16 protein-coding genes and 2 pseudogenes are annotated in these 22,061 nt (G+C 63.1%); 3 read left to right on the forward strand and 15 right to left on the reverse strand.

Annotation, left to right across the window (positions count from 1 at the left end; translation table 11 throughout):
- Positions 1–144: 144 nt before the first annotated feature.
- Genes LOY42_RS24915 through LOY42_RS24930 form a run of 4 tightly spaced genes read right to left on the reverse strand, consistent with a single transcriptional unit; the run spans position 145 to position 6,031 of the window.
- The gene (locus LOY42_RS24915) at positions 145–3,162 is read right to left on the reverse strand and encodes a sarcosine oxidase subunit alpha (RefSeq protein ID WP_198753778.1); all 3,018 of its coding nucleotides are present in this window, start codon (positions 3,160–3,162) and stop codon (positions 145–147) included.
- Positions 3,159–3,494 carry a sarcosine oxidase subunit delta gene (locus LOY42_RS24920; RefSeq protein WP_023631299.1) on the reverse strand — a complete coding sequence of 112 codons (336 nt, stop codon included), beginning with the start codon at positions 3,492–3,494 and terminating at the stop codon, positions 3,159–3,161. The genes LOY42_RS24915 and LOY42_RS24920 overlap by 4 nt, the downstream gene beginning before the upstream one ends.
- Before the next feature lie 17 nt (positions 3,495–3,511).
- The gene (locus LOY42_RS24925; protein WP_046857448.1) at positions 3,512–4,762 is read right to left on the reverse strand and encodes a sarcosine oxidase subunit beta family protein; all 1,251 of its coding nucleotides are present in this window, start codon (positions 4,760–4,762) and stop codon (positions 3,512–3,514) included.
- Positions 4,763–4,777: 15 nt separating this feature from the next.
- Positions 4,778–6,031 (reverse strand): serine hydroxymethyltransferase, encoded by a 1,254-nt coding sequence (locus tag LOY42_RS24930; RefSeq protein WP_258599609.1) that lies wholly within the window; start codon positions 6,029–6,031, stop codon positions 4,778–4,780.
- A gap of 318 nt (positions 6,032–6,349) precedes the next feature.
- Between LOY42_RS24930 and LOY42_RS24935 the strand changes: the two genes are divergently transcribed.
- A complete protein-coding gene (locus tag LOY42_RS24935; protein ID WP_139667955.1) occupies positions 6,350–7,390 on the forward strand; it encodes a low specificity L-threonine aldolase in 1,041 nt (346 codons plus the stop codon).
- Positions 7,391–7,489: 99 nt separating this feature from the next.
- Here the strand turns inward: LOY42_RS24935 and LOY42_RS26755 are convergent, their stop codons facing one another.
- The 4 genes and pseudogenes from LOY42_RS26755 to LOY42_RS24950 form a co-directional block, all read right to left on the reverse strand.
- Complete coding sequence (locus tag LOY42_RS26755; protein ID WP_408981091.1) at positions 7,490–8,227, reverse strand: methyl-accepting chemotaxis protein; 738 nt, start codon at positions 8,225–8,227, stop codon at positions 7,490–7,492.
- Positions 8,228–8,401: 174 nt separating this feature from the next.
- Positions 8,402–9,427 (reverse strand): annotated as a pseudogene (locus LOY42_RS26760) (cache domain-containing protein); the annotation flags it as partial.
- 135 nt (positions 9,428–9,562) lie between these two features.
- Entirely contained in the window at positions 9,563–9,865 is a 303-nt protein-coding gene (locus LOY42_RS24945; RefSeq protein WP_062572563.1) for a cell division protein ZapA, read from the reverse strand.
- A complete protein-coding gene (locus tag LOY42_RS24950; protein ID WP_023630185.1) occupies positions 9,862–10,092 on the reverse strand; it encodes a hypothetical protein in 231 nt (76 codons plus the stop codon). The genes LOY42_RS24945 and LOY42_RS24950 overlap by 4 nt, the downstream gene beginning before the upstream one ends.
- 276 nt (positions 10,093–10,368) lie before the next feature.
- On the opposite strand from LOY42_RS24950, the gene LOY42_RS24955 reads away from it, so the two are divergent.
- Positions 10,369–11,994 (forward strand): methyl-accepting chemotaxis protein, encoded by a 1,626-nt coding sequence (locus LOY42_RS24955; protein WP_031314932.1) that lies wholly within the window; start codon positions 10,369–10,371, stop codon positions 11,992–11,994.
- Between the two features lie 55 nt (positions 11,995–12,049).
- Here the strand turns inward: LOY42_RS24955 and LOY42_RS24960 are convergent, their stop codons facing one another.
- Entirely contained in the window at positions 12,050–12,823 is a 774-nt protein-coding gene (locus LOY42_RS24960) for an RHS repeat-associated core domain-containing protein (protein WP_258599611.1), read from the reverse strand.
- 124 nt (positions 12,824–12,947) lie between these two features.
- Complete coding sequence (gbcB, locus tag LOY42_RS24965; RefSeq protein WP_046857453.1) at positions 12,948–14,048, reverse strand: glycine-betaine demethylase subunit GbcB; 1,101 nt, start codon at positions 14,046–14,048, stop codon at positions 12,948–12,950.
- Between the two features lie 295 nt (positions 14,049–14,343).
- On the opposite strand from gbcB, the gene gbcA reads away from it, so the two are divergent.
- Entirely contained in the window at positions 14,344–15,636 is a 1,293-nt protein-coding gene (gbcA, locus tag LOY42_RS24970) for a glycine-betaine demethylase subunit GbcA (RefSeq protein ID WP_139667948.1), read from the forward strand.
- Between the two features lie 69 nt (positions 15,637–15,705).
- On the opposite strand, the gene LOY42_RS24975 is transcribed toward gbcA, so the two are convergent.
- The 5 genes and pseudogenes from LOY42_RS24975 to dgcB form a co-directional block, all read right to left on the reverse strand.
- On the reverse strand, positions 15,706–16,473 hold the full coding sequence (locus LOY42_RS24975; RefSeq protein WP_258599612.1) for an RHS repeat-associated core domain-containing protein: 768 nt from the start codon (positions 16,471–16,473) through the stop codon (positions 15,706–15,708).
- A 624-nt stretch (positions 16,474–17,097) separates the two neighbouring features.
- A pseudogene (locus tag LOY42_RS26765) lies at positions 17,098–17,340 on the reverse strand (RHS repeat-associated core domain-containing protein); the annotation flags it as partial.
- A 625-nt stretch (positions 17,341–17,965) separates the two neighbouring features.
- Complete coding sequence (locus LOY42_RS24985; protein ID WP_139667942.1) at positions 17,966–18,736, reverse strand: electron transfer flavoprotein subunit beta; 771 nt, start codon at positions 18,734–18,736, stop codon at positions 17,966–17,968.
- A gap of 11 nt (positions 18,737–18,747) precedes the next feature.
- Positions 18,748–19,980: an electron transfer flavoprotein subunit alpha/FixB family protein gene (locus LOY42_RS24990; protein WP_139667940.1), complete on the reverse strand. Its 1,233-nt coding sequence runs from the start codon at positions 19,978–19,980 to the stop codon at positions 18,748–18,750.
- The gene (gene dgcB / locus LOY42_RS24995) at positions 19,980–21,932 is read right to left on the reverse strand and encodes a dimethylglycine demethylation protein DgcB (protein WP_258599613.1); all 1,953 of its coding nucleotides are present in this window, start codon (positions 21,930–21,932) and stop codon (positions 19,980–19,982) included. The genes LOY42_RS24990 and dgcB overlap by 1 nt, the downstream gene beginning before the upstream one ends.
- Positions 21,933–22,061: the final 129 nt, after the last annotated feature.

The following is a 22,061-nucleotide window of genomic DNA, read 5'->3' on the forward strand; positions in this document are numbered from 1 at the left end:
CGATGCAGCAACTGGATGGATGCGCTGGCCCCATCGCTGGCAAGCCAGCTCCCACAGGGACCGCGTCGACCTCAAGAACTGCATCGAACCTGTGGGAGCCGGCTCGCCGGCGAAGGGCCTGGCCTGCCTCCACAGGACCCGGAATCAAACGTTCTGCCGCTCACCCTTCGGATCGAAGAACACCGAAGACACGATCTCGGCCTCGATCACGCTGCCATCGGCCTGCGGCGAATAGACCCGCTCGCCCAGGCGCTTGAGGCCGCCCTTGACCACGCCCATGGCGAACGAATAGCCCAGGGAGTTGGCCGCGTAGCTGGAGGTGACGTGGCCGACCATGTCCATCGGGATCGGCTGCTTGGGGTCGAACACCAACTGGGCGCCTTCCGGCAGCCAAACGTTCGGGTCCACGGGTTTCAGGCCCACCAACTGCTTGCGGTTCTCGCGGGTGGTGTCCTCGCGGTTCATGCCGCGCAGGCCGATCCACGAGAAGGCTTTGTTGCGGCCCACGCACCAGCTCATGTTGAGGTCGTCCGGGGTCATCGAGCCGTCGGTGTCCTGGCCGACGATGATGAAGCCCTTCTCGGCGCGCAGCACGTGCATGGTCTCGGTGCCGTACGGGGTCAGGTTGTACTTTTTGCCCGCCTCGACGATCTGTTCCAACACGCCCATGGCGTAGTTGGCCTGGACGTTGATCTCGTACGACAGCTCGCCGGTGAACGAGATGCGGAACACCCGCGCCGGCACGCCGCCGACCAGGCCTTCCTTCCAGCTCATGAACGGGAAGCCGTCCTTGTCCAGGTCGATGTCGCTGACGTCGGCCAGCAGCTTGCGGCTGTTGGGCCCGGACAGGGTCATGGTCGCCCAGTGGTCGGTGACCGAGGTGAAGAACACCTTCATTTCCGGCCATTCGGTCTGGTGGTACAGCTCCAGCCACTGCAGCACGCGAGCGGCGCCGCCGGTGGTGGTGGTCATGATGAAGTGGTTGTCGCCGACGCAGGCGGTCACGCCGTCGTCGAAGACCATGCCGTCTTCCTTGCACATCAGGCCGTAGCGGGCCTTGCCCACGTCGAGCTTGGTCCAGGCGTTGGTGTAGATGCGGTTGAGGAACTCGCGGGCGTCAGGGCCCTGGATGTCGATCTTGCCCAGGGTCGAGGCGTCCAGCAGGCCGACGCTGTCACGCACGGCCTTGCACTCGCGGGCCACCGCGGTGTGGATATCTTCGCCGGGCTTGGGGAAGTACCACGGGCGCTTCCATTGGCCGACGTCCTCGAACTCGGCGCCGTTCTTGATGTGCCAGGCATGCAGGGCGGTGAAGCGCACCGGCTCGAACAGGTGGCCGCAGTGCCGGCCGGCTACCGCGCCGAAGGTCACCGGCGTGTAGTTGGGGCGGAACATGGTGGTGCCCATTTCCGGGATGCCGATCCCGAGCGAACGGGCGGCGATGGCCAGGCCGTTGATGTTGCCCAGCTTGCCCTGGTCGGTGCCGAAGCCCAGGGCGGTGTAGCGCTTGACGTGCTCGACCGACTCGAAGCCTTCGCGGGTGGCCAGCTCGATGGCCGCGGCGGTGACGTCGTTCTGTTGGTCGACGAACTGCTTCGGCGCACGGGCGGTGCCTTTGTCGTGGGGCACTTGGAACAGGGCCACGGTGGCCTCTTCCTTGCGCGCCAGGGTTTTCGGCAGGGTGCCGACGCTGGCCTTGAAGCCAGCCTCGGTGGCAGCGCGAACACCGCCTTCGAAACCGTCGGCGATCACGTCACCAAGGGCATAGACGCCGTTCACGCCACCGACGCACACGCGTTTCTGCGGGGCATCGCCCGGCACGAAGCCGAGGATGTCTTCACGCCACACCGGGCGACCGCCCAGGTGCGAGGCCAGGTGCACCACCGGGCTGTAGCCGCCGGAGGTGGCGATCAGGTCGCAGTCGAGGGTTTCACCAGGGCTGGTGACCTTGTGCGCCTGCACATCGATGGCGGCCACGCGGGCGCCGGTGACGTGCTTGCTGCCCTTGGCCTCGATCACGGCGCTGGAGGTGAGGATGCGAATGCCTTTGGCGCGAGCCTCTTCGACCAGCGAGCCACGCGGGTTGTGGCGGGCGTCGGCGATGGCGACCACTTGCAGGCCGGCATCGTGCCAGTCCAACGCGGCACGGTAGGCGTGGTCGTTGTTGGTCGACAGCACCAGCTTGCGGCCCGGGGCCACGCCATAGCGGCGCACGTAGGTGGATACGGCGCCAGCCAGCATGTTGCCCGGCAGGTCGTTGTTGCCGTACACCAATGGACGCTCATGGGCGCCAGCAGCCAGCACTACACGATTGGCACGTACACGGTGCACGCGCTGGCGCACCTGGCCGATCGGGGCGCGGTCACCAAGGTGGTCGGTAAGACGCTCGTGGATGGTCAGGAAGTTGTGGTCGTGATAGCCATTGACCGTGCTGCGTGGCAACAGGGTGACTTCCGGCAGCGACTCCAGTTCGGCGACAACGGCGTTGACCCAATCGGAGGCTGGTTTGCCATCGAGGGTTTCGCGGCTGTCGAGCAAGGTGCCGCCGAACTCTTCCTGCTCGTCGGCCAGGATCACCCGGGCACCGCTACGGGCAGCAGCCAGCGCGGCGGCCAGGCCGGCAGGGCCGGCGCCGACGATCAGCACGTCGCAGTGCTGGTTCATGTAGTCGTAGCTGTCCGGATCATTCTGCAGCGGCGCGCGGCCGAGGCCCGCCGCCTTGCGGATGTACTTCTCGTAGGTCATCCAGAACGACTTGGGGTACATGAAGGTCTTGTAGTAGAACCCGGGCGGCATCATGCTGCCGCCGACCTTGCCGATGATGCCCATCATGTCGTTGTTGACGTTCGGCCAGCCGTTGGTGCTGGTGGCCACCAGGCCTGCGTACAGGGCCTGCTGGGTGGCGCGCACGTTGGGGATCTGGGTAGCTTCGCTGGCGCCGATCTGCAGGATCGCATTCGGCTCTTCGGTACCGGCGGCGATGATCCCGCGGGGGCGCGAGTACTTGAAGCTGCGCCCGACGATGTCGACACCGTTGGCCAGCAGCGCGGCGGCCAGGGTGTCGCCGGCATAGCCCTGATAGGTCTTGCCGTTGAAGGTGAAATTCAGCACCTTGCTGCGGTCGATACGGCCGCCGCTGGCGAGGCGATAGGTCTGGCTCATACTTTTTCCCCTTGGCCCTTGGCGGTCGCTGGCGCGCTGCTCTGTTTCGAGGCGGCGGTGACCTGAGGCTTCTCGCCGATCTTGTAGGTTTCCAGAATCTCGTAGGTCACGGTGTCGCGGGTGACGTTGAAGTACTGGCGGCAGCCGGCAACGTGGTCCCACAGCTCGTGGTGGATGCCACGCGGGTTGTCGCGGAAGAACATGTAGGTGCCCCACTCCTCGTCGGAGCAGGCGTTCGGGTCCAGCGGGCGGGCGATATGCGCCTGGCCGGACGCGTGGAATTCTTCCTCGGAGCGCAGCTCGCCGCAGTGGGGACAGAAGATGTGCAACATGACGGTTGTCTCCGGGGTCAGTGGGCGACGGCAGCGGCGCCGTGTTCGTCGATCAGCGCGCCGTTGTAGAAACGGTCGATGGAGAAAGGCGCGGCCAGCGGGTGCATCTCGCCCTTGGCCAGGCTGGCGGCAAACACGTTGCCCGAGCCCGGGGTGGCCTTGAAGCCGCCAGTGCCCCAGCCGCAGTTGAAGAACATGTTCTTCACCGGGGTCTTGGAGATGATCGGGCAGGCGTCGGGGGTGGTGTCGACGATGCCGCCCCACTGGCGATTCATGCGCACGCGCGAGAGGATCGGGAACATCTCGACGATCGCCTGCAGGGTGTGCTCGATGACCGGGTACGAACCGCGCTGGCCGTAGCCGACCCAACCGTCGATACCGGCGCCGATCACCAGGTCGCCCTTGTCGGACTGGCTGATGTAGCCGTGCACGGCGTTGGACATGATCACGCTGTCGATGATCGGCTTGATCGGCTCCGATACCAGTGCCTGCAGCGGGTGCGACTCCAGCGGCAGGCGGAAGCCGGCGAGCTTGGCCATGTGCCCGGAGTTGCCTGCGGTGACCACGCCGACGCGCTTGGCGCCGATGAAGCCCTTGTTCGTTTCAACCCCGATCACGGCACCGTTCTCCTTGCGGAAGCCGATCACCTCGGTCTGCTGGATCAGGTCCACGCCCAGGGCGTCGGCGGCACGGGCGAAGCCCCAGGCCACGGCATCGTGGCGGGCCACGCCGCCACGGCGCTGCACGGTGGCACCGAGGATCGGGTAGCGGGTGTTCTTCGAACAGTCGAGATATGGGATCTCGGCCGCCACCTGTTCGGTGCGGATCAGCTCGCCGTCGACGCCGTTGAGGCGGTTGGCGTTGACCCGGCGCTCGGAGTCACGGATGTCCTGCAGGGTGTGGCACAGGTTGTAGACGCCGCGCTGGGAGAACATCACGTTGTAGTTGATGTCCTGCGAAAGGCCTTCCCACAGCTTCATGGCGTGCTCGTACAAGTGCGCCGACTCGTCCCACAGGTAGTTGGAACGCACGATGGTGGTGTTACGGGCAGTGTTGCCGCCGCCCAGGTAGCCCTTCTCGATCACCGCGACGTTGGTGATGCCGTGCTCCTTGGCCAGGTAGTAGGCGGTGGCCAGGCCATGGCCGCCACCGCCGACGATGACCACGTCGTAGACCTTCTTCGGCGTCGGCGTGCGCCACATGCGCTGCCAGTTCTCGTGGTGGCTGAGGGAGTGCTTGAAGAGGCCGAAGCCCGAATAACGTTGCATGGTGTTCTGCTCCACTCAGCGGTAGACCGGGAAGTCGGCGCACAGCGCGGCGACGTTCTTGGCCACATCGGCCTCGACATCGGCGTCGCCCAGGTTGTCCAGCACATCGCAGATCCAGCCGGCCAGCGCAGTGCACTGGGCAACCTTGAAGCCACGGGTGGTGACGGCCGGGGTACCGATGCGCAGGCCCGAGGTGACGAACGGCGACTGCGGGTCGTTGGGCACGGCGTTCTTGTTGACGGTGATATGGGCGCGGCCGAGGGCTGCGTCAGCGTCTTTACCGGTCAGGCCCTGGCGGATAAGGCTGACCAGGAACAGGTGGTTGTCGGTACCGCCGGACACCACGTCATAGCCGCGCTCGATGAATACCTGGGCCATGGCCTGGGCGTTTTCGATGACTTGTTTCTGGTAGGCCTTGAATTCGGGCTCCAGCGCCTCCTTGAAGCACACCGCCTTGGCGGCGATCACATGCATCAGCGGGCCGCCCTGGGCGCCGGGGAACACGGCGGCATTGAGCTTTTTCTCGATCTCTTCGTTGGACTTGGCCAGGATCAGGCCGCCACGCGGCCCGCGCAGGGTCTTGTGGGTGGTGGTGGTGACCACGTCGGCGAACGGGATCGGGTTCGGGTACAGCCCCGCGGCGACCAGCCCGGCGACGTGGGCCATGTCGACGAACAGCAGCGCGCCGACTTTATCGGCGATCTGGCGGAAACGCGGGAAATCCAGGGTCTTGGAGTAGGCCGAGAAGCCGGCGACGATCATCTTCGGCTTGTGTTCCACCGCCAGGCGCTCGACTTCGTCGTAGTCGATCAAGCCGGTTGCGGTGTCGATCCCGTATTGAACGGCGTTGTACAGCTTGCCCGAGGACGACACCTTGGCGCCGTGGGTCAGGTGGCCGCCGTGGGCCAGGCTCATGCCCAGGATGGTGTCGCCGGCCTGCAGCAGGGCCAGGTACACAGCGCCGTTGGCCGAGGAGCCGGAGTGCGGCTGGACGTTGGCGTAATCGGCGCCGAACAGCTGCTTGGCGCGCTCGATGGCCAGCGCCTCGACTTTGTCCACATGCTCGCAGCCGCCGTAGTAGCGCTTGCCCGGGTAGCCCTCGGCGTACTTGTTGGTGAGGCCGCTGCCCTGGGCCTGCATCACGCGCTTGCTGGTGTAGTTCTCCGAGGCGATCAGCTCGATGTGCTCTTCCTGGCGCTGCTCCTCGGCATTCATCGCCGCCAGCAGTGCGTCGTCGTAACCCTGGATCTGGTCTTGCTTGCTGAACATCGTGTATCTCCCGGCAGCGATCGTTTCTTGTCTGGTGAGGGTTTTCCCACCCTTTGCAGCGATGGTATGACCGGGCACGGTGGCACAGATGCCTGCGCGCGCCTTGCAATGGCGCGTTTACGACATTGCTACCCCAAGCGCCACACAGCCCTGTGGGAGCCGGCTTGCCGGCGATGGGGCCAGACGTAAAACCATCGCTGGTTGAGCGGACGCTATCGCCGGCAAGCCGGCTCCCACAGGGATAGCGTTGGCCTGTATAGGCAACCGCCGAATCGATGGTTTAGAGTGCGTGCCTGCGTCGTAAAAAGGACAGGCGTCATGACCAATAACAACCAGCAATTCGCCAGCGACAACTATTCCGGCATCTGCCCCGAAGCCTGGGCCGCGATGGAAAAGGCCAACCAGGGTCACGAACGCGCCTACGGCGACGACCAGTGGACCGAACGCGCCTCGGAGTACTTCCGCAAGCTGTTCGAGACCGACTGCGAAGTGTTCTTCGCCTTCAACGGCACCGCCGCCAACTCACTGGCCCTGGCCTCGCTGTGCCAGAGCTACCACAGCGTGATCTGCTCCGAGACCGCCCACGTCGAGACCGACGAATGCGGTGCGCCGGAGTTCTTTTCCAACGGCTCCAAGCTGCTCACCGCGCCTAGCGTCAACGGCAAGCTCACCCCCGAGTCAATCCGCGAAGTGGCGCTCAAGCGCCAGGACATCCACTACCCCAAGCCGCGGGTGGTGACCCTTACCCAGGCCACCGAAGTGGGCACCGTCTACCGCCCCGACGAGCTCAAGGCGATCAGCGCCACCTGCAAGGAACTGGGCCTGAACCTGCATATGGACGGCGCGCGCTTCACCAATGCCTGCGCGTTCCTCGGCTGTTCGCCGGCCGAGCTGACCTGGAAGGCTGGCGTCGATGTGCTTTGCTTCGGTGGCACCAAGAACGGCATGGCGGTGGGCGAGGCGATCCTGTTCTTCAACCGCGACCTGGCCGAAGACTTCGACTACCGCTGCAAGCAGGCCGGGCAGCTGGCGTCGAAGATGCGCTTCTTGTCGGCGCCGTGGGTCGGGCTGCTCGAAGACGGCGCGTGGATGCGCCATGGCCAGCACGCCAACCACTGCGCGCAGTTGCTCGCATCGCTGGTGAGTGACCTGCCGGGGGTGGAGCTGATGTTCCCGGTTGAGGCCAACGGGGTGTTCCTGCAGATGCCGGAACCTGCGCTGGAGGCGCTGCGCAACAAAGGCTGGCGTTTCTATACCTTCATCGGTAGCGGTGGTGCGCGGTTCATGTGCTCGTGGGATACCCAGGAATCTCGCGTGCGGGAGTTGGCGGCGGATATCCGCGGTATCTTCAACGCCTGACAGGCCTCCATCGCCGGCAAGCCGGCTCCCACAGGGTTAAGCGATCACCTGTGGGAGCCGGCTTGCCGGCGAAACGAGCGCAAAGCGCTCGCCTGCGATTCAAAGGCGGAACCCACCCATCTGCCGCGCCAGGTCATCGGCCAAACCACGCAGCGCCTGGCACTCCTCGCGGCAATCCTGCACCTCGGCGGCCGTCTGCCGCGCCAGGTCGGAAATGCCCTGGACCGTCCGGTTGATCTCCTCGGTCACCGCCGACTGTTCCTCGGTGGCGGTGGCCACCTGCTCGTTCATGCCGCTGATGCGCTCGACCTGATCGGTAATCGCGCCGAGCGAGGTCCCGGTGCGCTGGCTCGACTCGACACCGTTGCCGGTGGCCGTTTGCCCGGCCTGCATCGACGCCACCGCCGTGCCGGCGCCCTGCTTGAGACGCTGGATCATCTGCTGCACTTCGTCGGTGGACACCTGGGTGCGTCGCGCCAAGGTGCGTACTTCATCGGCGACAACCGCGAAGCCTCGCCCCATCTCGCCGGCCCGCGCCGCCTCGATGGCGGCGTTGAGCGCCAGCAGGTTGGTCTGCTCGGAGATGCTGCGGATCACCGCCAGCACTTCATCGATCGAGGCAACCTCGTCGGCCAGCTGGGTCACGGCCTCGGCAGCGCGGCCAATCTCCCCGGACATGCCCTCGATGTTGTGGATGGAGCGGCGCACCACTTCCCGCGCCTGCAGCGCTTCATCCCGCGCCGATTGCGAGGCGTGGGCGGCGGAGCCGGCATTCTGGGCGATATCCTGCACGGTCAGGCCCATCTCGTGCACGGCGGTGGCGACCATCTCGGTCATTTCCTGCTGGCGGCCCGAGCGCTCGGCGGTGTTGTCCACCACCTGGGTCACCTGCTCCACCGACTGGTGCAGACGTTCGGTGGTGCGCAGCACCTCGCCGATCAGACCGCGCTGGCTGTCGAGGAAACGGTTAAAGCCCCGGGCCAGGTCACCCAGTTCGTCCTGGCGCGCATCATCCAGGCGATGGCTGAGGTCGCCCGCGCCACCGCCGATCTGCACCAGCGCCGCGGTGACCTGGCGGATCGGCCGCACCAACCCGCGCGCCAGCAGCACCACCAGCAACAACGAGATCAGCGCCACGCCGCCGCCAATCAGGCAGGTCTGCCAGATGGCCTGGCGCGCCTGGGCGTAGATCTCGGCTTCCGGCACTTCGGCCACCAGGGTCCAGTTCAGGTCGCGCAGCGGCAGGCCCAGAGCCAGGTAATCCTCGCCATCACGTTGGAAACGGCTGCTGCGCAGGCCCTCGCCGCCCACCAGCACAGCCTTCGCCGACTCGACGTCCAGCTGCTCGGCAAGTTGACGCTTGCCGCTGAACTGCTGGTCGGGATGGATCTGGATCAGCCCGTCGTTGCGCACCAGGAACACCTTGCCGTGCTCGCCGAAGCTGAAGTCGTGGATCAGCTTGGACAGCTCGGTCATGCGCAGGCCCATGCCTGCCACGCCCACCAGCTGGCCGGCCTTTTCCACGCGATAGTCGATGAACAGCGCCAGCTCCCCCGTGGAGCCATCGATGTCGATGTTCAGCATGCGTTCGGCGCCGCTGTCGATGTAGCCGTAGAACCAGTTGTCCTTGGGGTTGGCGCGGCTGAGGGTGCGGTCCAGGCCTTTTTCGTTGTAGTAGTTGCCGCTCACCGTGGAGGCGAACAGGGTGGTAAAGGCGTGGTTGCGCTGCTTGGCGGCGTCGAGGTACTCGATGAACGCCGGCAGCGCGGCGGGATCTTCACCGGCAGCCAGCCAGTCGCGCAGGAGGGTGTTGCCGGCGACATCCGCGGCTGCCACCAGCGGGCGGCCGAGCATGCGTTCGATATCGTTGCGGATGGCTTCGATGCTGGCCGGCAAGGCCGTATCCACCAGGTAGCGCTCGGTAAGGCGGTTGAGCGCCACCGTGTAGATCGCCACCACCACCAGAATGCTCGCCAACAGGGCGGCGCCCATGCTTGCAATCAGTTGCCACTGGATACTCCGCCGCCAGATGCGCATGTTCCACTCCCCGATAATTATTGTTTTTCGGGAAGTGTATACACTTAAGTATCCAGTTGTTCCAGTGATCCGCGACACAACGGCCGCCCTAGTCGCGGGGCAAGCCTGCTACCAGTCGCCGCGCGATGGCGTCAGTCAGACGTCGGAGACGGCCTTGCTGATGGCATCGACCGTGGCGTCGATCTGCGCCTGGGTGCGCTCGAGGGTGCGGTCGTGCTCGCGCTGCAGTTCGATCTGCCTGGAGCACAGGTTCAGGGCGGCCAGCACCAGCAGCTTGTCGCCGATCAGGGTCGGGTAGCTGCGCTTGGTCTCGGCCAGGGCGACATTGAGCATGCGCACGGCTTGGTTCAGGGTTTCTTCCTGGCCCTCGGGAGCCTTCAGCGAATAGTCGTTGCCCAGGATCGACACGACATTGACCGGCTGCGCTTGCAGTCTCATGCGTTCACGACACCCGCGCTGGCGCGCTCGACCAAGGCCTGGATGCGCGCGGCGGTGGCGCCGTGCTTCTCTTCCTGTTCCATGAGCGACAACTGCAGGCTGTCGTTCTCTTCCTTGGCCTGGGCCAGTTCCTGGCTGAGGTTGGCGTTCTGTTCGGCCAGCTGTGCGTTCTTGTGCATCAGGTCGCTGACCAGTTGCTCGAGTTGATTCAGGGAAGTTTCCAACATGCGTCTATCTCGGTTGTTGCAAAGGGCGCACACGATAAGGAAAAACTGCCGCCCCCGCCATTAAATATCGGATTCAAAAGGTGTTTGCCGGGTTCAGGTTGACCCAGGATCGGCTCCCTTGTTCCGACCTGGATCAACCGCTGGTCAGGAAAATAGTTAGCTGCCTCACAATTTCATCAAGTCAGCCTAAAGACTGGCCGGTCACGACCGATAGGCAGGCAGGTCTTCTTCCGTCGCATGGATCGCGGCACCTCTTCTGCCTTGGAAACCGCCTCCATGTCCTTACGCAATATGAATATCGCGCCCCGCGCGTTGCTCGGGTTCGCCGTGATCGGTGTGCTGATGCTCGGCCTGGGTATCTTCTCGCTGATCCAGATGGGCAACATCCGCCAGGCTGGCGTGACCATCGAAGAAGTCAGCGTGCCCAGCATCAAGACCCTCGACGAGCTGACCGCACTGAACCTGCGCCTGCGCACCCTCTCCTACCGCCTGCTGCTCAACCGCGAACCGGCCACCCAGCAAGACACCCTGCGCCTGCTGGACGAGCGCAATGCGCAGATCGACAAGGCGCGCCGCGCCTACGAGCCACTGGTGACCGCCGCCGACGAGAAGGCCGCCTTCGACCAATACGGCCTGCTGCTCAACCAGTACCGCCAGCTCGAGGCGCGCATGCGTAGCCTGAGCCAGGCCGGTGACCTCGATGCCCTGCGTGACCTGCTCAACCGCGACCTGCTGGACAACTCCGAGCAGATCAACAAGGTCATGGACGCGCTGGTGCGCATCAACACCGACCAGACCAGCGCCACCAACGCCCAGGCGGCCGAGCAGTATAGCGGCGCCTTCGCCCTGGTCATCAGCCTGCTGGTAGCGGCCACGGTGCTGACCTTGCTGTTCGCCTTCCTGCTCACCCGCAGCATCGTCAAGCCCATCGACGAGGCGCTCAAGGCCGCCGAGCAGATCGCCGAAGGCGACCTGACCCACAGCATTCACGCCGACGGCACCGATGAGGCCGCGCGCCTGCTCAAGGCCATGGCCAAGATGCAGGACAAGCTGCGCGACACCTTGCAACTGATCGCCGGCTCCGCCACCCAGCTGGCCTCCGCCGCCGAAGAGCTGAACAGCGTCACCGATGAAAGCGCCCGTGGCCTGCAGCAGCAGAACAACGAGATCGAGCAGGCCGCCACCGCCGTTACCGAAATGACCAGTGCCGTCGAAGAAGTGGCCCGTAACGCGGTCAGCACTTCGGAAGCCTCCAGCGAAGCCAGCCGTTCGGCCGGCGATGGCCGCGACCTGGTACTGGAGACCGTGGGCGCCATCGAGCGCATGAGCGGCGATGTGCAGGCCACCGCCAAGCTGATCGCACACCTCGCCGAGCAGTCCCGTGATATCGGCAAGGTGCTCGACGTGATCCGCGGCCTGGCCGACCAGACCAACCTGCTGGCGCTCAACGCCGCCATCGAGGCCGCCCGCGCCGGCGAGGCAGGCCGTGGTTTTGCCGTGGTCGCCGACGAAGTGCGCGCCCTGGCCCACCGCACCCAGCAGTCCACCAGCGAGATCGAGCGGATGATCGGCAGCATCCAGGGTGGCACCGAGCAGGCCGTGGACTCGATGCGCACCAGCACCGAGCGCGCCGAATCGACCCTGAACATCGCCCGTGGCGCGGGCCTGGCGCTGGACACCATCGCCGGCGCGGTGGCGCAGATCAACGAGCGCAACCTGGTGATCGCCAGCGCCGCCGAGGAGCAGGCCCAGGTGGCCCGCGAGGTGGACCGCAACCTGGTGAACATCAACGACCTGTCGGTGCAGAGCGCCACCGGGGCACATCAGACCAGCGCGGCGAGTGCCGAGCTGTCGCGCCTGGCGGTTGACTTGAACGGCCTGGTGGCTCGATTCCGTACCTGACCTTCACAGCTATCGCAGGACAAGCCAGGGATTTACTGACCCCAACCGAACGGCATCAGGCAGGGCCCCTGATGCCATCTCTGGCTTCCGCCGGTGAAACAGGTTTGTCGTCAAGCGTGAACACTCGAACGCTGGGAATGCTATCGGTTGCCGATGGCGTACTTGCTCCGACAGGACTTTCTCTGCGCAGGCCCAGCACTGCCCTTGCATTGGTGCTGACACTGTTTTTGACGTACTGCCAGAGATCCGCTCGGTTCTCCCATACCGCCTTGGCAATTCGAGTCCCTGCCCCAAATGCCAACAGAGCAGTCCCGGCATTGGCAACATAGGTTGCCGCCCCCACCCCGGCCAACCCCAACCCTGCTGCCACCACACTGGTGGCGGAGCCAGCCAGGGCAACCCGTGTGGCGTTCAACGCCAACGCCCCCTTGGGCTCTGGTCCCAACAACAAAGCCAGCGGCGAGGCGGTATGCAATGCGATGGTCTCGGAGCGCTGAATGATCTGCGAGACCAAGGTAGAGTAACCGCCAGTCGGATCAAGCTGGTTCACTGGATCTCCCGCACAATACATGTACGCGTTGATGCCGCCCTTGTCGAACGGACTCAACGTGTCAGGTTCTTGGAACCGCATCAAGGCAGGACTGTATCGACGGTGCCCATTACCTAATGGATAGCGATCCATCCGGGCGTCACGAGGCTGGCCACAGAAACCTGTCATCGGGCTGATCGGTGCCGTTAACGCCCCATACGCGGTATAGCCCCGACCGGAAAAACCAGTGCCGCCAAGGGGGGTGTTCTGTCTGTCACAGGCAAACAAGTAGGTAGGCACTGTCCACAATCCTTCGCCGCGAATTCCATCCGAAGATACGCAGCGATGCGGCGGTAGTGGAACTGGCAAAAATATCAGGTACCCCATGTAACCAGGGCCGCTTTGCGGCCCCTGCGAATGCAGATCAATACTCGATCCGCACATCCCCCTTCGGCACGCTGCAGCACGACAGGATGTAGCCCTCGGCCTCGTCCTCCTCGGTGATCCCGCCGTTGTGCTCCATCTCCACCTCGCCGCCGAGCTTGAGCACCTTGCAGGTGCCGCAGATGCCCATGCCACAAGCCTTGGGGATCATCAACCCGACCTTGGCCGCCGCCGCGTGCACGGTCTCGCCCGGGGCCACGCGAATACTCTTGTCGCTACCGACGAACTCCACCAGGTTGAGGTCGGCTACATCCACTTCCGGCGCATCGGCCGCGGCCTCCGCGTGCTCGACCGCGTCGGCCTTGGCCTCCGGCGGCGTCGCGCCGAACGATTCCTCGTGGTAGTTCTTCATGTCGAAGCCGACCGCTTCGAGCATGCGCTTGACCGCGCTCATGTAGGGCGTTGGGCCGCAGCAGAATATGGTGCGCTCGAGGTAGTCCGGGGCGATCAGTTCCATCAATCGCTGGTTGAGGTAACCGCGATAACCCGCCCACGGCTCGCCCAGCCCGTGCTTCTCGCAAATGATATGCAGGCTGAAGTTGGGGATGCGCGAGGCCATCTGCTCCAGCTCACGGTGGTAGATGATGTCTTTCGGCGAGCGGGCGCTGTGCACGAACACCATGTCGACATTGGCGTTGGTGTCGTAGAACCAGCGGGCCATGGACATCACCGGGGTGATGCCGACGCCGCCGGACAGGTACAGCGTCTTGCCGGCCGGGAAGTCGATGGCGTTGAATAGCCCCACCGGCCCGTGCACCGGTAGCTCGGCGCCTTCGTGCATGGTGTCGTGGAGGAAGTTGGAGACCAGCCCGCCCGGCACCCGCTTGACGGTGATCGAGAAGCTGTAAGGCACCGACGGCGAGCTGGAGATGGTGTACGAACGCATCACCGGCTTGCCTTCGATCTCCAGCTCCAGGGTGACGAACTGCCCGGGCTTGAAGAAGAACATGATCGGCTGGTCGGCCATGAAGCAGAAGGTGCGCACGTCCCAGGTTTCCTGGATGACCTTGACACAACGCACGATGTGGCGGCCATTGGCCCAGGTCTGGGTGGTAACCGGATTGAGGAAGGTATCGGACATGTTCATCTCCAGCAGCCGACTGTCGGCCTTTCTTATGGCTCCGATAATGCGCATAGCGCCGTGTACGTACATTCCCATCCGCGACATCGGCGTGCTTATCGCGACCAGCCCCGCGCTACAAGGGCTGGCGCGTCGGAATTCGATGCGGCCATGTCGCCCGTGGATATGGTCCTTTCACTGCCCGGACGCACACTCCTCGGCAAAACAACACGCTGTTCATCCAACGACAGCCTTGCGGCATTACAACAACGATTAGCCACTTCAGCCGGCCGCACGCGGCCACGAGGACCACACGATGGACGTCACCGCAACCCTGAGCCTGGGCGATCCACTGGAACCTGCACGCAAGGCCACCGCCGAGATGCTGCAGACCCGCGAGCGCACCTACTCGCTGCCGCAACCGTTCTACTGCGACGAGCGCCTGTTCCAGATCGACATGCAGGAGATATTCCACAAGGAGTGGCTGATCGCCGGCATGGTTTGCGAGATCCCGACCAAGGGCAACTACATCACCCTGCAGATCGGCAAGAACCCGATCATCGTGATACGCGGTGCCGAAGGTAAGGTGCATGCCTTCCACAACGTCTGCCGCCACCGCGGCTCGCGCCTGTGCGTCAGCGACAAAGGCAAGGTGGCCAAGCTGGTCTGCCACTACCACCAGTGGACCTACGAACTCGATGGCCGCCTGCTGTTCGCCGGCACCGAGATGGGCGCCGACTTCGACATGAACCAGTACGGCCTCAAACCCGTGAACGTGAAGGTGGCCGGGGGCTACATCTTCATCAGCCTGGCCGAGGATCCACCGGCCATCGACGAGTTCCTCGCCACGCTCGATCACTACATGGAACCGTATGACATGGAGAACACCAAGGTGGCGGTGCAGACCACCTTGATGGAAAAGGCCAACTGGAAACTGGTGCTGGAGAACAACCGCGAGTGCTACCACTGCAACGGCTCGCACCCAGAATTGCTGAAAACCCTGCTGGAGTGGGACGACACCAACGATCCCCGCGCCAGCCAGGAATTCAAGGACCACGTCGCCGCCTCCGCCGCCGCCTGGGACGCCGAGAAGATCCCCTACCTGCACAAGAGTCATGGCCTGCGTAACCGCATCGTGCGCATGCCGCTGCTCAAGGGCACCGTGTCGATGACCATGGACGGCAAGGTGGCGTGCAAGAAGCTGATGGGGCGCATCAAGAACCCCGACCTGGGCTCGATGCGCATCCTGCACCTGCCGCATTCGTGGAACCACTGCATGGGCGACCATATGATCGTGTTCACCGTGTGGCCGATCAGCGCGCAGGAAACCATGGTCACCACCAAGTGGCTGGTGCACAAGGACGCGGTGGAGGGGGTAGATTACAACCCTGAGGAGATGCGCAAGGTATGGGATGCCACCAACGACCAGGATCGGCGGTTGGCGGAGGAGAATCAGCGGGGGATCAACTCAACGGCGTATCAGCCGGGGCCTTACTCGAAGACCTATGAGTTCGGGGTGGTGAACTTCATCGACTGGTATAGCCAGCGGCTGCTGAATAATCTCGGAGCCGAGCCAGCGAGCTACCTGAGGGAAGTACAGGCACAGTAAGCGCCAAACGCAAGCACACTGTCCGCTAACCATGACTGACGGTGTGCTGTCGTTGCTGTACATAATTAATCATTGAGTCCCTGACCGCCAATCATCAATTTTCACAGCAACCCCTGTCGCACCTTGAGATTTTAATACGGGAGGATTACTCAACAACTCCAAGTTTACGTCCCCTTGCTCTCTGCTTGCCTTGTCCTTCTTATCACCCAAGAAATTTTTATAGAGCCCGACCAGTGTTAACCCGGTTAGTATCGCTTCCCCGACTGCACTAATGGCTTGACCAACTAGATAGGTAACAGCAATGCCGAAATCACTTCCGCTGTCATCTACAGCTGCGTAACGCGGCTCCATTCCTCTTTTATTTATCGCAAGTTTTGTTGCGCTCGCTCCAAAGGAAACAACTTCTCCAACGAATTTGAGCCCATAGCCTGCGGCCTCAGAAACTAAATTGGGGTTTTCCATACTTAGGGCTTTTGCCGTCTTAACCCCATTATGCAACAAACCAACTCCGGATTTGGTGAGCCCCACGATTGCAGCTGCGTTCCAGAGCTGTTTCGTCAACCCATCCGGATCAATAGCATTGATTGGGTCATTGATGACATAGGCGTATGCATTTATGCCGCCACGGTCAAACGGGCTGAGATGATCGGGTGAGTGAAAACGCATGATCATTGGATTGTACGTGCGATGGCCATGCCCCAACATATACCAACCAAACGCCTTCTCGCGCAGCTGCCCCGCATAACCGATTGTGTTTGCCAATGGCTGACGCCTCATAAATCCATAGGGCGTGTATTGAAATGAATGCGGCGCCCCTTCGGTGATGGAAGCGACCATACTAAGCTGAGGATCACATTGGAGAATGGATGATCGATGCATAAGTAACGACCTCACGCGGCTTTCACTTAACGAAATATTACATTAGAAGCCTATATTTCAGCGGCAGCAACGAAAGGCCGCCAACCAATTTCCGTGCAAACCAAATAATTACAACGTTCCAGACCTTTCTCTCCACTGTTTGTCACTCAGGAAGTCGTTATTATTTTTCACCTTGCCAGACTCACCCACATCGCGGATGGCATAAGCATTACCCGTAAGTTCCAACCTCCTACGTCCGAGTTCCCTTTCAATCAGGTACATCGCATCACTATACTCTGATCGCCTTACAACCAGCTTAGCCAGCTCATCGAGACGTTTTAAATTTTCACGAGAGTGAGGCTCTCCCCAACTCGATCGCTGGGACGTAATAATATGCTCAGTTTTTTTGATTGAAGTATCCAGATCATTCAAATAGCTGGCAACCGATTGCTTATCTTTAGTCAGCTGAACAAAATTCAGCCATACCTCGCCTGATGTTCCAATCACTTCTTTACCAACACTAAAACCAGAGCCAACACTAGAGTCACTTTCATACCCACTGTGATGACCTAAAGACGATTTTCGTGACGCAGATTTTCCTTTCCCAGTCGAGTCCTGCCAGTTGACAGGATCACCTTCACAATAGGCATACGCATTGACGCCTCCCCTTCCGAAAGGACTCAATGCGTCAGCAGAATTAAACCGCATGAACACAGGATTGTAGATCCGGTAGCCCATGCCCAACACGTAGAAGCCCTGTGGCGATTCGCGTCGCTGACCAGTAAAACCGATTTGCGTGAAATCTGCTGACGCAGACCGATAACCATAGGGCGAATACGCCATAGTTGCCCAAGCGGATGCACACCGGTCAGCTATTGGGTTTCGCATCCCGTCGATAATCAGCAAATGGTTCGCAGCCATATCCCACCACTCCACTGGAGGCTGAACTAATCACGCAAAGTCAACCTTAGCGTGCTCGCAACGAGCAATGATGACAACTGACAAGTTTATCAGGTAACCCCTATACGTCAGCTAACGTATGCCGATCTTACCCAACGCTTTTTCCAGGGTTTCTACATGAAACGAGTAAGAGCCTCTTAATTTTTCGCTGCCCCTTTCGCGCCAAGCGAGCAGGTTATCCACAGCATAAACAAACAGATAGAGCATGTAGTTGGCTACGGATCTACCGAGGACATAAAGAGGCCGGATAGAAGTGTTCAAATCTTGATCGAAGCCCTAGAGGTACCGCCATTCAAGACCTACAGCGAAGCGCCAACATTCTATCCACAGGTTGGAAAACAGGTTTTGTGGATAACGCAGCGCTAGCAGAATGCAGCGGATTCAGGAGAACTGGGAATCGAGAGTTTTGCACACGCGGAACCTTGGGCGCTCGGCAAGGCATCAGCTGCTGTCATCGCGGGCAAGTGCGCTCCCGCATAAAGCAAGAACGGCGGCATGGCCAACGCCCGGTTCAGCGCACTACTCCCTCCTCCACCAGCAGCTTGAGAATGGCCTCTGCACCTTCCCGCGGGGAAACATCCTTGAGCACCTTGCCGCCCCCGCCACTGGCCTTGGCCGTCGCGGCTTTCATGCGGTCGGCGCCACTCTTGGCCTTGATCACCTTGAGCCGCTTGGGCCGTGGGCGGGCCGATTGCAGGGCATCTTCAGCCAGCACCGGATCGTCCACGACCTCTACAGTTCGCGCCGCCAGTACCCCACGCCGCGCCGGGCCGAAGGCTGATTGCCGAGGCTTGGGCGCGGCGTTATCCACAGTCGCCAACAACGGCAGGCGTACTTTCAGGCGACGCCGCTGGCCACGTGGCAGGGCCTGCAGCACATGGGCGGTGCCGTTGTCGATGGATTCGACCTCGGCCAAACCCACCACCAGCGGCCAGCCCAACTTCTCGGCCAGCAGGAACGGCAGCATGCCCGAGCCCTCGCCGGTTTCCGCCTGGCTGCCCGTCAGCACCAGCTGGGCACCCGCCTCGCGCAGATAGTCGCCAAGCACGCCCAATACATCGGCGCCAGCAGGCTGTTCCAGCACATCCAGATGATCCAGCCCCATGCCCAGGTAGGCACGCAGCGCCTCTTCACAAGGATCGCCGGCATGCACCACCTGCAAGTTATCCCCAGCCAGTTGCAAGCCCAACTCCACGGCTCGGGCATCCTGCTCGGCGCGGCGCGCGCGGCCGGAGCTGGGGTGGGCGCCGATCGAGACCAGGCTGATGACTTTCGTACTCATGCTCGCTGCCCCTATGCCGCGTCGCGCTGACCGCCGCTGCGGTAGTTGTCCACAGCCTCGATCAGTGCCTGGAGAATCGCCGAACTGTCGCCAATCACCGACAGGTCAGCCCGTTTGATCATGTCGCAGCCCGGATCCATGTTGATTGCCACCACCTTGTCGCAGGCACCGATGCCCTGCAGGTGCTGGATGGCGCCGGAGATACCCACAGCCACATAAACCCGCGCGGTAACCCAGGTGCCGGTGGCGCCGACCTGGCGGTTGCGCGGCATGAAGCCATCGTCCACCGCCACCCGCGACGCGCCTTCGGTAGCGCCCAAGGCGGCAGTGGCCTGGTGATACAGGTCCCAGTCCTTGACGCCGTTGCCGCCGGAGACGATGAACTCGGCCTCGGCCATGGCGATGGCGGCCGGGTCCACGGCCACCGAGCCAAGGTCTTCGATGCGCGACATGCTGCGTGCCACGCCTGTGGACAACTCCACCGGCAGGGCTTCATGGCGGGTTTCACTCACCGGCTCGGCACATTCGACGGCGGCCAGGATCAAGCGCGGCACCTCACGCTGGATATCCTGCTGACCTGCGCCTGCACGGCCGATGCACTGGCCATCCTTGACCTGCCACACCCTCGTTGCCGGGCGTTCGCCCAGGGCTGCGCCGAAGCGCCGGCCCAGTTCGCCGCCACCAGTGCGGCTGTCAGGCAGCAGCCAGTGGCGCGGTGCGAACTGGTTATCCACAGCCCGCAGGCCCTGAACTTGTTGTTCCGGTGCATAACCTTCGAAGGCCTCACCCTCGATGACCAGCAGGCGGTCGACGCCGGCTGTGGAAAAGTTGCTTTCCTTGTGCTCGCCAAACACCACGGCCAGCACCGCACCGTCGCTACCGGCCAAGCTGTGGGCCAGGCCGAGCAGGTCGCGGTCGTGGCTGCCGAGACGGCCACCGACCATGTCCGGGACCACGGCGATATAGAACGCGGGCGCGGCAACCTGGTGCAGCGGCAGCTGTACCTCGGCGGCGGCTGTGCGCCGCCCACCCACACCAGTGCCCTGCTGGGCGCCGCTACGGTCGATGCGCTTGAGGCCGTTGGGACCGATGAAACCGGCAGCAATCGCATGGGGGTTCTTGCGCATCAGCCCATTGGGGCCCATCCAGCTGGTTTGTTGCGTCTGCATGGCCGCATGCAGCGGGTGCAGACGGTTACGGGCGATCCACTCGGCGCGTGGGTCGCGGCGGATGATGTCGCTCATCAGTGCACCTCCGCAGGTTCACGTTTGGCCGCTGGCGACTTTGCGCTGGCGGGGGCCTCATCTTCGATCAGCACATCGGCGACCAGCTCGGCCAGGTCCTTGATCTGTGGGCGCGGTTCGACCACGCCTTCGAGCATCGCCGTGCACTGCGGGCAACCCACCGCCACCAGCTCCGCTTCGGTTTCGCGGATATCGTCCATGCGCATGTCGGGGATACGCTGCTTGCCGGGGATATCGGTGATCGGCGCACCGCCGCCTCCGCCACAGCAGCGGGAACGGAAGCCCGAGCGCTGCATTTCGCGCACTTCGATACCGAGGGCCTTGAGCACATCGCGCGGGGCTTGGTATTCGCCGTTGTAGCGGCCCAGGTAGCAGGGATCGTGATAGGTGACGCTGCCGCCCTTGTGCTGGCCGAGATTGAGCTTGCCGGCGGCGATCAGTTCAGCGATGTAGGTGCTGTGGTGCTGCACCTGGTACTCGCCGCCAAGGGCGCCGTATTCGTTCTTGAGCACATGGAAGCTGTGCGGATCGCAGGTGACGATGCGCTGGAACTGATATTTGGCCAGGGTCTGGATATTGCGCTTGGCCAGCTGCTGGAACGTTGCCTCGTCGCCCAGGCGGCGCGCCACGTCACCGCTGTCGCGTTCTTCCAGGCCGAGCACGGCGAAGTCCACGCCGGACGCTTTGAGCACTTTGACGAAAGCGCGCAGGGTGCGCTGGTTGCGCATATCGAAGGCGCCATCGCCCACCCAGAACAGTACCTCGGTGGTTTTCACCTCTGAGAGCAGCTTCAGGTTGAGGTCGGCCGCCCAGTTCATCCGCCCGCCGGGGGCGAAGCCGCCGGGGTTGTCGGTGGCGATCAGGTTGTCCAGCACCTCGGCGCCCTTGTTCGGGGTAGCGCCTTTTTCGAGAGTCAGGTGGCGGCGCATGTCGACGATGGCATCGACGTGCTCGATCATCATCGGGCATTCCTCGACGCAGGCGCGGCAAGTCGTGCACGACCACAGCGTCTCGGCATCCACCAGGCCGTTGACGATCGGCTGGTGCGGGTGGCCGCCATGCTCGCCGACCGGCTTGCCCGGGTACGGGCTGCCGGCGAACCGCGCGTCGGTGCCACCGGCAAGGCCGATGACCATGTCCTGGATGAGTTTCTTCGGGTTCAGCGGCTGGCCAGCGGCGAACGCCGGGCACATGGCCTCGCATTTGCCGCACTGTACGCAGGCGTCGAAACCGAGCAACTGGTTCCAGGTGAAGTCCACCGGTTTTTCCACGCCCAGCGGCGCGTTCGGGTCTTCCAGATCCAGCGGCTTGAGGCCCGTGGAGCGGCCACCACCAAAGCGTTCGGCGCGGCGGTGCCAGGCCAGGTGCAGGGCACCGGCGAAGGCGTGCTTCATCGGCCCGCCCCAGGTCATGCCGAAGAACAGTTCGGACACGCCCCACAGTACGCCGATACCCAGCAGTGCGACCAGTACCCAGCCGCCCGTGCCTTCAGGCAGGATCCCCGCCACCGGCAAGGTAGCAATGAAGAAGCTCGCCGCGAACATCAGCAGGCTCTTGGGCAGGCGCATCCACGGCCCTTTGGACAGCCGGGAGGGCGGGTTCAGCCGGCGCTTGAAGACAAACAGGGCGCCACTGAACATGATCACCGTGGCCACCAGCAGGGCGTAACCGAGGATCTTGCTGTGCAGGCCAAAGCCATGCACCAGGATCGCCAGCACGGCCGAGAGCACGAAGCCGCCGGCGGTGGCCACGTGGGTCTTGGACATGTACTTGTCGCGCTCGACCACATGGTGCAGATCCACCAGGTAGCGCCGTGGCATGGCCAGCAGGCCACCAAGCAGGTCAACCTTGCTCGGCCGCCCGCGCCGCCACATGCGCACCCGGCGCAGGGCGCCGAGCACCGCCAGGACGAGGGCGGTGAACAGCAGGATGGGTAGAAGGGTGTTCAACATGGGAGGCTCCCACAACAGCGGTAAGCGTGCGCCGGTCCCTGTGGGAGAGGTCGGTGGGAGCGGGCTTGCCCCGCGATAGCGTCCGATCGGCCAATCAGGTTGCACCTGCTGACGCTATCGCGGGGCAAG

The sequence above is a fragment of the Pseudomonas sp. B21-023 genome, assembly GCF_024749165.1.
In the GTDB taxonomy this organism is placed as follows: domain Bacteria; phylum Pseudomonadota; class Gammaproteobacteria; order Pseudomonadales; family Pseudomonadaceae; genus Aquipseudomonas.

Bases quoted from the DNA above. Each gene is read 5' to 3' on its own strand.
- LOY42_RS24955 (WP_031314932.1), top strand. From the start codon at position 10,369: ATGTCCTTACGCAATATGAATATCGCGCCCCGCGCGTTGCTCGGGTTC.
- LOY42_RS24915 (WP_198753778.1), bottom strand. From the start codon at position 3,162: ATGAGCCAGACCTATCGCCTCGCCAGCGGCGGCCGTATCGACCGCAGC.
- dgcB (WP_258599613.1), bottom strand. From the start codon at position 21,932: ATGTTGAACACCCTTCTACCCATCCTGCTGTTCACCGCCCTCGTCCTG.
- LOY42_RS24925 (WP_046857448.1), bottom strand. From the start codon at position 4,762: ATGCAACGTTATTCGGGCTTCGGCCTCTTCAAGCACTCCCTCAGCCAC.
- LOY42_RS24985 (WP_139667942.1), bottom strand. From the start codon at position 18,736: ATGAGTACGAAAGTCATCAGCCTGGTCTCGATCGGCGCCCACCCCAGC.
- LOY42_RS24950 (WP_023630185.1), bottom strand. From the start codon at position 10,092: ATGTTGGAAACTTCCCTGAATCAACTCGAGCAACTGGTCAGCGACCTG.
- LOY42_RS24990 (WP_139667940.1), bottom strand. From the start codon at position 19,980: ATGAGCGACATCATCCGCCGCGACCCACGCGCCGAGTGGATCGCCCGT.
- LOY42_RS24935 (WP_139667955.1), top strand. From the start codon at position 6,350: ATGACCAATAACAACCAGCAATTCGCCAGCGACAACTATTCCGGCATC.
- LOY42_RS24930 (WP_258599609.1), bottom strand. From the start codon at position 6,031: ATGTTCAGCAAGCAAGACCAGATCCAGGGTTACGACGACGCACTGCTG.
- LOY42_RS24975 (WP_258599612.1), bottom strand. From the start codon at position 16,473: ATGGTCGCTTCCATCACCGAAGGGGCGCCGCATTCATTTCAATACACG.
- LOY42_RS24920 (WP_023631299.1), bottom strand. From the start codon at position 3,494: ATGTTGCACATCTTCTGTCCCCACTGCGGCGAGCTGCGCTCCGAGGAA.
- LOY42_RS24945 (WP_062572563.1), bottom strand. From the start codon at position 9,865: ATGAGACTGCAAGCGCAGCCGGTCAATGTCGTGTCGATCCTGGGCAAC.
- gbcA (WP_139667948.1), top strand. From the start codon at position 14,344: ATGGACGTCACCGCAACCCTGAGCCTGGGCGATCCACTGGAACCTGCA.
- LOY42_RS26755 (WP_408981091.1), bottom strand. From the start codon at position 8,227: ATGACCGAGATGGTCGCCACCGCCGTGCACGAGATGGGCCTGACCGTG.
- gbcB (WP_046857453.1), bottom strand. From the start codon at position 14,048: ATGTCCGATACCTTCCTCAATCCGGTTACCACCCAGACCTGGGCCAAT.